The sequence below is a fragment of the Cobetia sp. PDI-12MA genome (genome assembly GCF_059507695.1).
In genome coordinates this window covers 2267343-2281767 of sequence record NZ_CM183351.1, presented here as the reverse complement: position 1 = coordinate 2281767, position 14425 = coordinate 2267343, and the positions used below count along the sequence as shown (strand labels likewise).

The 14425-nt window shown below is 61.8% G+C and carries 12 protein-coding genes and 1 pseudogene; 9 read left to right on the top strand and 4 right to left on the bottom strand.

What is annotated here, in order from left to right; translation table 11 throughout:
* Positions 1-137: 137 nt before the first annotated feature.
* The 4 genes from dkgB to AC5WNI_RS09800 form a co-directional block, all read right to left on the bottom strand.
* Positions 138-944 (bottom strand): 2,5-didehydrogluconate reductase DkgB, encoded by an 807-nt coding sequence (gene dkgB, locus AC5WNI_RS09815; RefSeq protein ID WP_225346740.1) that lies wholly within the window; start codon positions 942-944, stop codon positions 138-140.
* A gap of 157 nt (positions 945-1101) precedes the next feature.
* Positions 1102-2109 (bottom strand): alcohol dehydrogenase catalytic domain-containing protein, encoded by a 1008-nt coding sequence (locus tag AC5WNI_RS09810; RefSeq protein ID WP_225346739.1) that lies wholly within the window; start codon positions 2107-2109, stop codon positions 1102-1104.
* 120 nt (positions 2110-2229) lie between these two features.
* A complete protein-coding gene (locus AC5WNI_RS09805; protein WP_225346738.1) occupies positions 2230-3144 on the bottom strand; it encodes a TIGR03571 family LLM class oxidoreductase in 915 nt (304 codons plus the stop codon).
* A gap of 108 nt (positions 3145-3252) precedes the next feature.
* Complete coding sequence (locus tag AC5WNI_RS09800; protein WP_225346737.1) at positions 3253-4434, bottom strand: MFS transporter; 1182 nt, start codon at positions 4432-4434, stop codon at positions 3253-3255.
* Positions 4435-4844: 410 nt separating this feature from the next.
* On the opposite strand from AC5WNI_RS09800, the gene AC5WNI_RS09795 reads away from it, so the two are divergent.
* From AC5WNI_RS09795 to AC5WNI_RS09755, 9 genes and pseudogenes are all read left to right on the top strand, one after another.
* A complete protein-coding gene (locus AC5WNI_RS09795) occupies positions 4845-5117 on the top strand; it encodes a hypothetical protein (RefSeq protein WP_064503359.1) in 273 nt (90 codons plus the stop codon).
* A 74-nt stretch (positions 5118-5191) separates the two neighbouring features.
* Positions 5192-6613: a sodium:solute symporter family protein gene (locus tag AC5WNI_RS09790; protein ID WP_225348143.1), complete on the top strand. Its 1422-nt coding sequence runs from the start codon at positions 5192-5194 to the stop codon at positions 6611-6613.
* Positions 6614-6828: 215 nt separating this feature from the next.
* Complete coding sequence (locus AC5WNI_RS09785) at positions 6829-8055, top strand: GGDEF domain-containing protein (protein ID WP_225346736.1); 1227 nt, start codon at positions 6829-6831, stop codon at positions 8053-8055.
* Positions 8056-8261: 206 nt separating this feature from the next.
* Entirely contained in the window at positions 8262-9317 is a 1056-nt protein-coding gene (locus AC5WNI_RS09780) for a GlxA family transcriptional regulator (protein ID WP_225346735.1), read from the top strand.
* A 198-nt stretch (positions 9318-9515) separates the two neighbouring features.
* Positions 9516-10136: pseudogene (locus tag AC5WNI_RS09775) on the top strand (trimeric intracellular cation channel family protein); the annotation flags it as partial.
* Between the two features lie 415 nt (positions 10137-10551).
* The gene (locus tag AC5WNI_RS09770) at positions 10552-11442 is read left to right on the top strand and encodes a LysR family transcriptional regulator (protein ID WP_131432217.1); all 891 of its coding nucleotides are present in this window, start codon (positions 10552-10554) and stop codon (positions 11440-11442) included.
* 248 nt (positions 11443-11690) lie between these two features.
* Positions 11691-12836, top strand: a complete 1146-nt coding sequence (locus AC5WNI_RS09765; protein ID WP_495928359.1) for a nuclease-related domain-containing protein — start codon at positions 11691-11693, stop codon at positions 12834-12836.
* A gap of 63 nt (positions 12837-12899) precedes the next feature.
* A protein-coding gene (locus tag AC5WNI_RS09760) for an IS3 family transposase (RefSeq protein WP_156941212.1) occupies positions 12900-14035 on the top strand; the annotation gives its coding sequence in 2 pieces (ribosomal slippage) (positions 12900-13173 and positions 13173-14035; 1137 coding nt in all).
* A gap of 52 nt (positions 14036-14087) precedes the next feature.
* Positions 14088-14369, top strand: a complete 282-nt coding sequence (locus tag AC5WNI_RS09755) for a hypothetical protein (protein ID WP_495928358.1) — start codon at positions 14088-14090, stop codon at positions 14367-14369.
* Positions 14370-14425 lie beyond the last annotated feature (56 nt).

Here is a 14425-nt window from a genome sequence, read left to right as displayed (position 1 = left end):
GCGGGATCGGGGTCTGTCTGCCAGTATCCTTGGACAGCAACGCAAAAGGCCTCCCTCGGGAGGCCTTCTTCATTTCTTTGACTTGGTGGCATTAGGCGCAGGCTCTGACATCGCGTTATGCAAAGACTTTAGGGCCATCAGTCCCAGTCGGGCGCAATGTCCGGATTGGCGATACGCTCGCCGCGATCCAGCTCGGCGATCTTGGCCATGTCCTCGCCGGTCAGCGTCAGCGAGAAGGCCTCGATGTTGCTGCGGATGTTCTTCGGCTTCGTAGAGGACGGGAAGGTCACGATGTCCTGCATCTTCAGCCACGCCAGAGCGATCTGCGCCGGGCTGACGCCGTGGCGGTCCGCGATGATCTTGAGGGTCTCGTCATCCATCACCTTGCCGACGGCCAGCGGCATGAAGGCGCTGACTTCCAGCCCAAGCTCCTGACACTTGTCGAGCACCTTGCGGTTCTGCAGGAAGGGATGCACCTCGACTTGGTTGGTCAGCAGCTCATCACGCCCCAGAATGCCGACGGCGCGTTCCATCTGCTCGCAGGTGAAGTTGGATATGCCGATATATCGCGTCTTCTCCTCGGCCTTCATCTTGGCGAGCGCCGGCAGGTAGTCCTCCATAGCGACTTCGTCATTGGGTGACGGCCAGTGGATCAACAGCAGGTCGACGTAGTCCATCTGAAGCTTCTCGAGGCTTTCCTCGACGCTCTTCTCAAGATCACCTGGCTGGAGGCGGTCGTACCAGATCTTGGTGGTGACGAATAGCTCGCTGCGGGGGATGCCGCTGTCGGCGAGCACCTGTCCCACTTCGGCTTCGTTGCCGTAGAACTGGGCGGTATCGAAGTGACGATAACCAGCGTCTAGCGCCGCCTTCATGCTCTCACGCAGGGTGTCGCCTTCCAGACGGAAGGTGCCAAAGCCGGGATTTGGTAGGGTAGTCGACATGCGATAACTCCTGTTGACGTTCCCGCCGAGTGCGGCGGGGACGTTTCCATGTGTTGTGTCGTGTTTACTGGGGCTGTGAAACTGGCGCGACAATGGCGTGCCTACGCATCAGTCATGTGCCGGTTGCGCAACAATCCCGCGCCGCCCGCCATGCGCGTCATTCGTTGGGCGTGATCACGAATTTCAGGGCGCGACGCTCACCACTCTTCAGTTCGGCGAGGCAGGCCGGCAGCGCGGTGAACGGCTCGATGCAGGGCGCCGGCTGGTTCATGGAGCCATCGGCGATCGCTTCAAGCAGACCTTCCCCCGCCTCGACCAGGCGTGCCCAGTCCTCGTCGTCACCCGCCCAGTGCAGCGCACCCAGTGCAACTTCGTGCTGCGAGATGGCGCGATCGAAGGCCGGCGCGGCCGCCTGCTCCAGGCGGTCCTGAATGCAGACGATGTGGCCATTGGCCCCCAGATGGCGGGTCATCTTCTGGGCGTGATCACCATTGACGGTATCGATCACGGCGAAGAGCGGCGCGTCCAGCTGCTCGGCGTCCGCAAGCGTCTCGTCGGCGCCCAGCGCCTTGAGGTCCGCGTGGCGCTTCTCGGAGGCAACGCCAATGACGTGGAAGTTGCGCTGTCTGGCCAGCTGGATCAACCAGCGGCCCACGCTGCCGGAGGCGCCGGTGATCAGCAGGCGTCGCCCGGTCTTGACGGGCAGCTTGTCGATGGCAAGCCAGGCGGTCAGTGCCGGGCACGGGAAGGCGGCGGCGTCATTGAAGCCCAGGGTGACGGGCAGGCGCATCACGGCGCGCGCCGGCACACGCAGGCGTTTGCTGAAGGTGCCCGGCCCCGCCAGAGTGGTGTGGACCGCGATGCGATCGCCCGGCGATACGTGACTGACATTGGCACCGCAGGCAATCACCTCGCCGGAGGCATCGACCCCGGGAATCTGACCGGCTTGCCACAGCTCGCTGTCCATCGCCATGAACTTCCAGTCGACGGGATTGAGGCCGATGGCACGCGTGGCGACCAGTACCTCGTTGTCTCCCGGCGCGCCGATGTCCACCTCTGACTGCTCGAGCGCCTCAGGCTCGCCCGGGCCTTGCCATACCCAGGCGGGCGCCCGGGTGGCGCTGTGACTGATGTCTTGTGTGGTGGTCTCTGTGGAATCTGACATGGGATCTCCTTGCAGCGTGAACGATGAATCCTTTCCGTCATGGCGGGGGCAGGTCGCGCGACCCGCCCGGCTTACCAGTGCGCTCAGTCAGCCGGGCAGATCAGTGCAACCCTTGCGCCCTCATGAGAAGTGCGGCAGCACCTCACGCCCCAGTTCCTCGAGGGTTTCCGTGAGCGGGCGGCGATTGCGACGCAGGTGGAAGCCGATGTGATTCACCCCGGCATCCTGCATGGCCGACAGTTCTTCCATGAGGGCAAGGCGGCCACTCGACAACCCGAAGCGATGACGACGCACCGGGGCGTGCGGATCTTCTTCCAGATTGAGGTGGATGAAACTGACGTAGGGTTTGTCACCGGCGACCTGACGCCAGAGCGCCACGCGGCGGATGTGGTCCTCCGGCGTGCCCGGGTAGGCCAGCCAGCCGTCCATCTCGCGACCGATCCACTCGGGCGTCTGCTGGGAGAGCCCGGCACTCAACAGCGGCGGACGCGTCGCGGCAGGCAGGATGGCCTGGCCTTCGCTCAGGGCGTCGTCCGCCTGGCCCTTGATGACGTCCACCGCGTGACGGAAGGCGGCACCACGGGTCGCGAACTCCTCACCGAACAGCGGGTATTCCGCCGGTCGGTCGCCACTGGCGACGCCCAGCAGCAGGCGGTCTTCGCTCAGGGCCTGCACGCTGGCGGCGGCCTTTCTCACCAGCCACGGCTGGCGCAGCGGCAGCACCGCGGCAGCGGTACCCAGCAGCAGGTTGTCGGTGTGACTGGCCAGATAGCCCAGGTAGGTGAACAGCTCGAAGACCTGACCGGCATCGCCGAAGGCGGGGTCGAACAGTGGCACGTCACGCAACCAGGCAGCACGGAAGCCGAGCCTGTCGACCTGTTTGATCAGCTCGGCATGGGCGCGCATGTCAGGCACGCCGAAGGGCGTGGAGGGGGCTCTGTCAGTGCGGACCCAATCATTGTCGAGGGGCAGTTCGACGCCCAGGGTCAGGGGGCCTTGAGTGAGACGATCCAGCGGGCGGGTCGGGGAGATCATGATGGAGTCCTTCAGCAAGCAGGTGGGTAGACGACGGTGCCCCCGAGCCAGCAGGCTGAGCTGTCGGAATCGGGGGCAGGTCGTGATGGCGGGAGGCTTCGCGGCGGATCAGGCGGTCGCGATGGAAGAGGCGTGACGGTTGTCGAGGCGACCGGCTAGCAGGGTCAGCAGCAGGGCGGCGGTGACGATCAGCGCGCCGATCCAGGCGGTGTCGGTCAGTGCCATCCCGGATACCACCTGGCCACCGACGATGGAGCCCAGTGCGATGCCGATGTTGAAGGCGGCGATGTTGAGACCGGAGGCCACATCAACGGCCTGCGGCACGAAGCGTTCGGCCTGCTGCACGACGTAGACCTGCAGGCCCGGCACGTTGCCGAAGGCGAAGGCACCCCAGATCAGGATGGTGATCACGGCGGTGATCGGGTTGGCGGCAGTGAAGGTCAGCACGCCGAGGATGACGATCAGGCCACCGAAGATCAGGGTCAGGGCGCGGATCGGGCCCATGCGGTCGGCCAGCTTGCCGCCCTGGATGTTGCCAATGGCGACCGAGACGCCGTAGACCAGCATGATCAGACTGATGGCACCTTCATTGAAGCCACTGACGTCCTGCAGCAGCGGGGCCAGATAGGTGAAGGCCGTGAAGGTGCCGCCGTAGCCGAGAATGGTGATCAGGTAGACCAGCAGCAGGCGCGGATGGGTCAGCACCTTGAGCTGTTGGGCGAAGGTGGCCGGTACGTTCTTCTTGAGATTGTTGGGCACCAGGATGGCGCTGCCGATCAATGCCAGCACGCCTAGGAGCGAGACCACGAGGAAGGTGGCGCGCCAGCCGAAGTGCTGACCGATCCAGGTGCCCAGCGGCACGCCAGTGACCAGAGCCACGGTCAGGCCGGTGAACATGATGGCGATCGCACTGGCTTCCTTGTCCTTGCTCACCAGGCTTGTCGCGATGGTGGAGCCGATGGAGAAGAAGACCCCGTGGGCCAGGCCAGTCAGGATGCGCGCCGTGATCAGCGAGCTGTAGCTGGGTGCCTGCCAGGCCAGCAGGTTGCCGGCGATGAACAGCGCCATCAGTCCCAGCAGTACCAGCTTGCGATTGAAGCGGCCGGTCATGGCGGTCAGCACGGGGGCGCCGATGGCGACACCGACGGCATACAGGCTGACCAGCAGGCCAGCGGAAGGCAGAGAGACGCTCAGGTCCTGAGCGATGGTGGGTACCAATCCGACGATCACGAACTCGGTGGTCCCGATGGCAAAGGCGCTCAATGTCAGCGCCAGCAGGGCAAGGGGCATGGCAGTTCTCCATCAGCAATGGGTGGGTCTTGGATGCTGTGCAGTCTGCCGTGAGATACCTTTGTGATAAACGCACGAAATGATGAAATACTTTTGCATTTTTCGTAAAGATTCCCGATGACGGCGTCATTTCTCCCATCCTTGCAGCGCCTGTCCCTGTCAGCTTGTGGGGCCATATCGATCGCGATCTCGTATCACGTGGCGCCACTGGCTGATTCAACAGGGCGACTCAATTGGGCGACTCAACAGCGGGATTCACCAGGGTGACTCCACAGGGCAGGACGCAGCGGCTACACTGCGCGCCGAGAATTTTCATTCACTCCCTGTTCACATCGGAGATCGTCTTGGCCGCGCCTGACACCCCGTCTTCCTCTCAGCCTGATGCCCGGGCTGTAGAGACTCCCTGTTCCTTGCCGCGCCTCGTCGTGCCCTCGACCTGGCGGGGCTGGAGCCTGCTGGTGATCTTCCTGCTGCTGGTCGTGATGGGTATCTGGCCGGTGATCGGCTGGATCAACCAGCAGACCCTGTTGTGGGGCATGCCGTCCTTGATCATCTGGAGTTACCTGATCATCTTCGCCTGCAGTGGCGCGATGTTGCTGGGCAATTGCCTGTTGCGCCGTCGCCACGGCGCAGACCCGCTGTCAAAAGCGTCCGCTGGCGAAAGAGATGGAGGCACCGCGTGATCGATCCGCATGCCTTTTCGTCCGTGCATGACAGCGTGCCCTTGCTGGTCACCCTGGGCTATGTCGTTCTCGCCATGGCCATCGGTCTCGGCGCGCGGGGCGGCCGGCGCATGGACACGCTGGAGCAGTGGGGAGTTGCCGGGCGCTCGATGGGGCCCGTGACGCTCTATCTGTTGATCGCCGCCGGCAGCGTCAGTGCCTATACCTTCATGGGCGCGCCGGGCTGGGCCTACAGCAAGGGCGTGCCGGTATTCTATGTCGCCATCTATCTGGCCTATCTGGCGCTGGTGGCCTGGTACTTCGGCCCCAAGGTATGGAAGTTCGGCGAGCAGTTCGGGCATGTCACCCAGGCAAGCGCGATCGCGGACCGCTATCAGAGCCCTCTGCTGGGCGCGCTGTCGGCACTGGTGATGTCGATTGCCTCCATCGCCTATGCGGTCCTGCAGACCATAGGCTCAGCCTACATCCTGCTGGTGATGAGCGGCGGGCGTATTCCGCTCTGGGCTGGCGTGTTGCTGGTGCTCAGCGCGATCGCCGTCTATCTGTTCGTCAGCGGCCAGCGCGCCATCGGGCGCACCAATGCCTTCCAGGGCGTGTTGATGCTGGTCGTTGCCTGGGTGATCGGCCTCTGGGCGGCCTATCTCTCCACCGGCGAATGGGGATTCAGTGGCGTGTTCACGCGTCTTGAGGCCAGTCACCCGGAGTATCTGCGTCTGCCCGGCGCCGGCGGCGACATGAGCTTCAGCTTCTGGACTACCTCGATCATCGTCTCGATGCTGTCCTTCATGCCGCCGGTATGGACCCAATGGATGAGTGCCGCCTCCGCCGGCACCATCCGTCGCAGTGCCAGCTGGCTGCCGACCTACTATGTGGTGATCCTGCCGCTGGTGGTGGTCGGCTTCATCGGTATCTACAGCCTGCCGGAGCTCGAGCGCGCCGACACCGTGGTGCTCGAATACGCGATGGCCAACATGCCGGTCTGGCTGGTAGGCCTGTTGGGTGCGGGCACGCTGGCGGCCTCGATGTCCTCAAGCGAGCCCTTCATTCATTCGGTGGCCCTGAGCCTGAGCCGTGATGTGCTGCAGCCGGGTTTGAAGCTTGATGACCAACACGCTGGCAAGCTGGCGCGCTGGCTGATCTTCCCGGTGATGTTCCTTATCGTGGCGCCGCTTGCGATCTGGGAGCCGGGCAATCTGGTGATGATCCTCTTGATCGGGCTGGGCTTTGCCTCTCAGGTCTTGCCGGCATTTCTGGGCATGTTCTTCTGGCCGCGTGCCTCGGCGGCAGGTGTCATCAGCGGCATCAGTGCCGGCTTCGTGGTCACGGTGCTGTTTACCGTCGTATGGCCGCATCCGCTGGGCCTGCATGCCGGTTTCTGGGGGTTGATGCTCAATCTGCCGGTCTTCGTGCTGGTGTCGCTGCTGACACGGCCGGTGGATGAGGCGGTGACGTTGCGCTTCTTCCGCATCGCCGCTCCCTGGAGTTTCAAGCGCTGAGATTGCGCAGGGAAGATCGCGAGCGAAGTGATGTCGGGGGCATCACTTCGCTCTGATAATCGAGCGTTTGGCTCAAGAACAGTTGTCTGAAATTTGGACAAGTGTTTGACAAGGTTGTTAACGATTGTCACGTTTGCACCCGATCGCTTATTGATCCGTGTCGCCTTGTATAGAGTGAGATTATTGATTGGCTGTCCTCAAGGGAGGGGACGTGAATGAATGATCTGATGGTGCAGGTGGACAGACAGATACAGCGTGAGGGCGGTCTGGGAGTGCATTTCCCAGCCGAGATAGAAGCGCGCTTCGAGCACGATATCCATGTCGCGCGCAGTCACAAGCTTGCCTGCATGGGCGCGGTGGCGATCAGCATCTATGTGCTGTTTCTGCTCAATGACAGGCGCTTTCGCCCAGACCACATGCTGGAGGCCATCGTCATTCGCGTCGGTATCATGACGCCCATCGCCCTGATCTGTATCTATATGCTCAAGCGGGGTGTCTCGCCGGTATTGCGTGAGATGTTGATGACCGCGCTGGTGTGCTTCGCGATGATCTTCACCGCCCTGTTGGTCCAGTTGTCAGTCTCGCCCCATTCCTTCCTCGACCTGTTCGCACTCGGCCTTATCGTGCTGGTGGGCAATGTCCTGTTTCAGCTGCGCTTCTGGTATGCCCTGTGCTCTTCGGCCTTCCATTTCGGTGTGATGCTGTATCTGGTCAATGCCCATCCCGCGCCTTATGAGTCGGGGGGCTTCATGGCGTTGATGGTGTTTCTGTCCATCACGCTGTTTTTGATCATCTCCAATCTGCGCAGCGAAAAGGCCGAGCGCCTTTCCTACCTGCTGCTGCGTGAGCAGCTCAGGGTCGAGGAGTTCACCGAGAAGCATGAAGAGTTTCGACGCCTGGCCTCGATCGACCCCTTGACCGAAGTCTATAACCGACGCCACTTTGACAGCCTCGTGAGTCCGCTGCTCGGCAAGCAGGTCGACAGTCGACTTCAATACGGCGTGGCCATGATCGATGTCGACCATTTCAAGGCTTACAACGACCACTACGGCCACGTGAAAGGGGACCTGTGCCTCAAGCGTATCGCGACGGCCATCTTCGAAAGTGTGCACCCCGATGTTGATATCGTGGCGCGATTCGGGGGAGAAGAGTTCGTGGTGCTGTTGCCATCCTGTACGCCACAACAGGCGTTGGCGCGCGCAGAAGAGATCATTCGCCATGTTCGCGACCTGGCGCTACCGCATGCGGGGAGTTCACGCCATGGTATTGTCACCATCAGTATCGGGGTCTCTGCTGCAGGCACCGGCCAGGGTTGCAGCTTCGAGACCATTCTCAAGCAGGCGGATGAGGCGCTTTATCGCGCCAAGGCCTCGGGACGAGATCGCTGCGAGCTGTTTGCTCAGCAGGATCCGCAAGCGCTGGGCCGAGCCTTCGCCGGCTAGCGTCGCTTAGGCCGTTCTCGGGTTTCAACCCCGTGCCACTTACCTCAAGTGCCTGACACGGGTAAGGTTGAGGTAAATGGCCGCAAGTTGATGAAATTTGCTACATGTCTGAACCGCCACCCGAACCAGTTGAATCCTCTGAACTGTCAGCACGGTCTGAATTGTCAAAACCGTCTGAACACTCTGAACGGCCCTCGCAATCCCGTATGCTTCCTCTAGCGACGGCGCCGGAGCCTCTCTCTGCGCCGTATCCGCGCCCGGATTCACCGCCACTGCTGGCGCCGGGGGCCGCCGAGCACACGCTGAATGTCTGGTTGGTGCCGCGCTTCTCGATGTTGACGTTGTTCTGCCTGCTGGAACCGCTACGGGTCGCCAATCGCTTCGGACGGCCGCTGTTCGCCTGGCGTCTGCTGTCCAGTGATGGCGAGGCTGTCGTGGCCAGCAATGGCGTGCGCATCGACGTCGATGGCGCCTTGTCGTCTCTGGTCAATGAGACGCAGTCGGGTGGCCAGAGTGGGGCGCAGACGCGCTTGATGGTGGTGTCATCCTACGGGCCGGAAGTCAGCGTCAGCAGCCAGGCGCGTGGCGTGATTCGGCACCTGGCAGCCCACGGCGCCTGGTTGGGAGGGTTGGATACCGCCCCCTTCATTCTGGCGCGCGCCGGGGTGCTCGCCGGTCATCGGGTCGCCCTGCACTGGGAGAGCGTGCCGGCCTTTCGCGAGGAATTTCCTCATCTCGAGATCAGTCAGGCCGACTATGAATGGCAGGGCGAGCGGCTGACGGGGTCTGGCGGCGCGGCCAGTATCGACATGATGCTGGCGTGGATCGAGTTTCTGTATGGGCCGTCGCTGGCGGACGCCGTCGGGCGGCAACTGGTACATCAGCGCGGGCATCTGGCCACGCCTGCTGCTGTCAGCACTCGAGACGATTCGCTGCCACGCAGTGTGGTCAAGGCGCTGGCTGTGATGGAGGCCAATCTTGCCCAGGTGCTGACGATCCCCGACATCTGTCGTCTGGTCGGCCAATCCCAGCGCCAGCTGACGCGTCTGTTCATGGCTCACTTCGAGGAAACGCCCAAGCAGCGCTATCTCGGCATGCGGCTGGATCATGCCCAGTGCGTATTGGCCGACAGCAGTCGCAGCGTTTCCCAAGCGGCTCTCGGCGTCGGGTTCACGCATCTGGCGCACTTCTCGCGTGCCTATCGCCAACGATTCGGTGAGCCGCCCAGCGCGACCGCGCGCCGTGGTCAGGCCACGCCCTGAGGCGGGTCATCATCCTCCGCTCCCTCAAAGCGGCACGGATGACGTCGAGGGCACAAAAAGAGCCGCAAAAGGGAGTATGATCGCGCCGCTGCGCCATCGCAGCAGACGACTTGGCAGAAGAGGCCATCACGGTTCGCGACAAGCATATACGCCAATGTTTCATGCGCACGCCAGCGCACTGCAGGAGGCTTCACGAGAATGAACTGGATAACCTGGCTCGACCTGGCCGGTGTGATGATCTTTGCCCTGACCGGTGTCGTCGTGGCGTGCCGTTCACGCATGGACCCGATCGGCATGCTGGTGCTGGGCGCCGTGACCGGTATCGGCGGCGGTACGCTGCGTGATCTCGTGCTGGGAATCGGCCCGGTGTTCTGGGTCGAGCAGCCGATCTATCTGTGGGTCATCCTGTTGACGGTAATGGTGGCGACGCTCGGCTTTCATTATATCCATCGCCTGACGCGGGTTTTCCTGCCGGTCACCGATGCCTTCGGGTTGGCGCTGTTTACGGTGTTGGGCGCGCACAAGGCTCGTATGCTGGGCGTGGATGGCATCGTGGCCGTCTTGATGGGCACCATGAGCGGCGTGGCGGGTGGCATGATCCGTGATGTGCTCGCGCGCCGTGTGCCGATGGTGCTGCGTCAGGAAATCTACGCCTCGGCGTCGCTGGCGGGTGGCATTCTCTATATCGCGCTTCTCGAGGCGGGTGTTGGCCTGGCGTGGGCCACTGGAGCTGCCATCTTGCTGATACTGGCGATTCGCCTGCCGGCGATCTATTGGCATCTGACCTTGCCGACCTTTGCCTGGGTGATCATCCCGCCACCCCCGCTGGCTTCGCAAGACAGTGGCCAGAGGCATGATCAGGCCCCGTTGCGGGCAGCGGGCATGGAGGGGGAGAGTCGCGAGGGTGCGCACGCCGCCCCAGATGGCAGGCCTCGTCAGCGCTCGGAATTCGCGACGACGCTGGGCGGCTCGATCGGCGCCAGCGATGTCTCGCCCTCGGGGCAGCTGGAGACACCGCCGGCGCCTCCGTCATTGCCGCAGCGCACCCCCAAGGCAAGGGTCAGGATGCTGCGCCCTGGCGAGCGTCGCCGTGGTGGGCTCTAGGCGACATCCTTTTGCTGTGTGATTTGATCGGCAAGCCATATTGCAGAAGCGATCATGATGCGGATGATTATTGTGATTTCTGCAAAGATGCATGGGACCATGCATCTTGCACTTTCAAGGAGATCGCAGCATGCGCAGCCGTTCGGATGACCTCGAGTTGCTACTGGCCGTGGTGGATAGCGGGGGCTTCAGCGCCGCCGCCAATCGGTTGAACATTCCGGTGGCCAAGGTATCGCGGGCCATCCAGCGCCTGGAAGGTGAGCTGGAAACGCCGCTACTGAACCGCACTACACGCAGCGTGGCGCTGACCGATGAGGGTCGCGGCTTCGTCGAACGCGTGCGCGAGGGCTTGTTGCTGCTCGGCAGTGCCGAAGAGGCTCTGTTGCAGCAGCGCGATCAGCCCAGTGGCCGGCTGCGCGTCGATGCCGCGAGTCCCTTCGTGCTGCATCAGCTGGTGCCGCTGGTCGCGGAGTTCTCACGCAGCTATCCCGGCATCGCGCTGGAGCTGTCAGCGGCCGATGACATCATCAACCTGCTGGAACAGCGTACCGATGTGGCCATCCGCATCGGCGAGCTGGATGATTCCACGCTGCACGCCAAGGTGCTGGGGCGCTCCACGCTGCATCTGGTCGCAAGCCCTGCCTATCTGGCCGAGCATGGTGTGCCGTCCAGTGTCGCGGCGCTGCAGGCCCATCAGCTGCTGGGGTTCCTGCCCCCCAGTCGTCTCAATCGCTGGCCGCTCAAGGGTGCTCCACAGGGCTTCGACACGACACCCCATCTGCCGACCACCAGTGGCGAAGTCATGCGTCAGCTGTGCCTGGCGGGGCATGGTATCGCGCTGATCTCGCGCTTCATGCTGGGCAATGACCTCAAGACCGGCGCTCTGGTGGAAGTGTTGCCCGGCCAGATCCAGAGTCCCAATCCCCGCGAGCAGATCCAGGCGGTCTATTACCGTAACAGTACGCTGTCGCCGCGCATCAGCGCCTTCGTCGAGTTTCTCGCCACCCGCCTGACGCTGTGAGTGGCTGATGTCTGGCGCCCCAGACTTGTCCTGACAACAGCGGGTAAAGTGGCGCGGATATGTCCTGGCGCAGAGTGTTAACGATTATCCCGCACCTGAAGCATGGCAGTGGAGTCGGGCTGATTTAAATAAACTTTATAATCTCTTGATGAAAACTGTTTATTGACGCATGTTGCATGGCGTATTTTACGGGCAATAGCGATATATTGGGCTGACAAGGATGTAATCAGCGCTTCAGGGACGAGCAGATGATAGCCAAGGAAAAAGAGGCCTACAGTGGCGACGATGAGCGCGCCAGGTATGGTCACCGCCAGGAAGAGGATGTGGCCTTCCATCTACGGCGTGCCTTCGGGGGCGACCCCGAGGTCGTGATCTTCAATGATCTGCGACTGAAACATGGTGAGGAGAATGCCCAGATCGATCATCTGGTCATGCATCCCTTCGGGTTCATCATCATCGAGTCGAAAAGCATCACTGGTGAAGTCAGGGTCAATGCGGCAGGTGAATGGCAGCGCAGCTATCGGGGCAATTGGTCTGGGCTCAAGTCACCACTGCGTCAGGGGGAATTGCAGCAGGATATTCTCAAGCGCCTATTGATCGAGCATCGCACTCACTTGATGAACAAGACCCTGGGGCTGCAAGGCGGCTTTGCCGGTCGACAATGGAAAGTGCTGTGCGCCGTCTCGAGCAATGCCATCGTGCACCGTGACGATATGGCCAAGGGGGTCTCGGCTCAGGTGGTGAAGCCGGAGTTTCTCCACGAGCAGGTCAGTGGCCTGATCGGGGCGCGTTCGATGGTCAAGCGTGCCTTGCTGTTCGATACGCGTCCGGAATTCACCAAGGATGAGCTTGAGCGTGTCAGCGAGTTCCTGCTCAAGCAGGACGCCCGTTCGCGTCGCGCGCATGCCGTCGAGACCGTCCGTCGCGAGGTGAGTCGTCGCCCGCAGCCGGCAGCGAAGACGCCAGACGCCGCTGACAGTGCCGCGAGTCGATGGGCGGTCAATGAGGGTTGTATCCGCGAATCTGATAGCAAAGCCCTCGCCAACAAAGACCTCGGTAACAACGGCGCGGGCTACAGCGCTCATGGGGGCAATGGCATTGGCGACAATGCGCCAGGCAGTCATGAGCTTGACGACCAGGAGCGCTGTAATAAGAAGCAGCGCGCCATGGCCAGGCAGGGAGGCGATTCGAGTGCAGTGGCAGTTGCCATCCCCGCCGCCGCGGCAGTCAATGAGGCGAAGGCAAGCGCCGAGAGCGTCGCTAAGCCAAAAGCTGAAACCAGAGCCGATACAACAGCGCCGCCAGCCGAGGCACCTGTCGGGTCGCCAGTGCCTGAAGCGTGTCTGGCCTCGCCACAGTTGAGCGAGCATCTCGACAGAATTACCGCACGCTGAAGTGGACCCCAGAATTCGGACCAGGCGCTAAGCTCTGATCATACCGACCAGGAGAGCTTGATCATGAGCAGGAAACGTCGACAGTACAGCAGTGAGTTCAAAGCCAAGGTAGCCCTTACTGCCCTCAAGGGGGAACAGACCACGTCAGAGATCGCAGCCCGCTTCGAGATCCACCCAACCATGGTGAGTCAGTGGAAGCGCGACCTGCTGGACAACGCCACCGGCGTCTTCGAGGGCAAAAGTTCCAGTAAAACCGCCCAGAAGACCCAGGAGGAGATCGATACGCTCTATCGCGAGATCGGCAAGCTGACAGTGGAACGGGATTTTTTGTCACGCAGGCTCGATCGTTGAGTCGGGCCCAGCGCCTGACAATGGTCGAGCCGCAAGCGCCCGGCATCAGCCTCCGACGTCAATGCCAGCTACTCGGTATCAGTCGCTCCTCGATGTACTATCAGCGCAAGGCGCTACGGGCCTATGATCTGGAGTTAATGCGTCTGATCGACGCGGAACATCTGCGCACACCGGTCTATGGCTCACGAAGGATGTCAGCCTATCTCAATCGCTTGGGCCACGCAGTGAGCCGCAAGCGCGTCCAGCGATTGATGCGCGGGATGGGACTACAGGCTATTTATCCGAAGCCATGCACTAGCCGGCCAGGTACAGGACATCGGATCTATCCTTACTTGCTGCGGGGGCGAGTCATCGACCGCCCCAATCAGGTATGGGCGACCGATATCACCTATATTCCTTTGGCGCGCGGGTTCATGTACCTGGTGGCCATCATGGACTGGCACAGCCGTCGCGTGTTGGCCTGGCGGGTCTCCAACACCCTGGATACGGACTTCTGTATCGATGCTTTGGAGGAAGCCTTGGCGTGTTATGGAAAGCCCGAGATATTCAATACAGATCAAGGCTGTCAGTTCACCAGCCAGTCGTTCACCGAAGTGCTGGAAGCCCATGATGTCCGGATCAGCATGGACGGCAAGGGATGCTATCAGGACAACATATTCGTGGAACGACTCTGGCGCAGTGTGAAGTATGAGTGCGTTTATCTGAAGGCTTTCGAGAGCGGCGCCCACTTGCGAGGGGATCTGAAGCGTTACTTCGCTTGGTACAACACAGAGCGGCCCCACCAAGGGCTAGACGATGCTACACCTGATGAAGTGTACTTCTCTCAACCACTGATCCAGGCGGCCTGACGCCGATGATGACCTGATCCGAGCTTAGACGACCCGTCAGGTGGTCCAAAGGATGGGGTCCACTTCACACTTGAATGCTTCCGCCGCCACGCAAGCGCCACAGGAAGTCCGAGTCCAGTGCCAGAAATGTCAGGAAAAAGATGCACTGCTGGGGCGTTACGGCCCCTACGGCTATTACGTCAAATGTCAGGTCTGCAACGCCAACACATCACTCAAGCAGGGCTGTCCGGCCTGCGAGCATCACAGCGTACGCCTGAGCAAGTCCGGGGCGGTCTACTCGGGGCATTGCCCGCAATGTGAGCATGAGTTCGTGATATTCCGACAGCCCGACTGATGTTGTGCCTTGCAGAAAGACAACGCCCGCATTCCTGACCAAGGAATGCGGGCGTT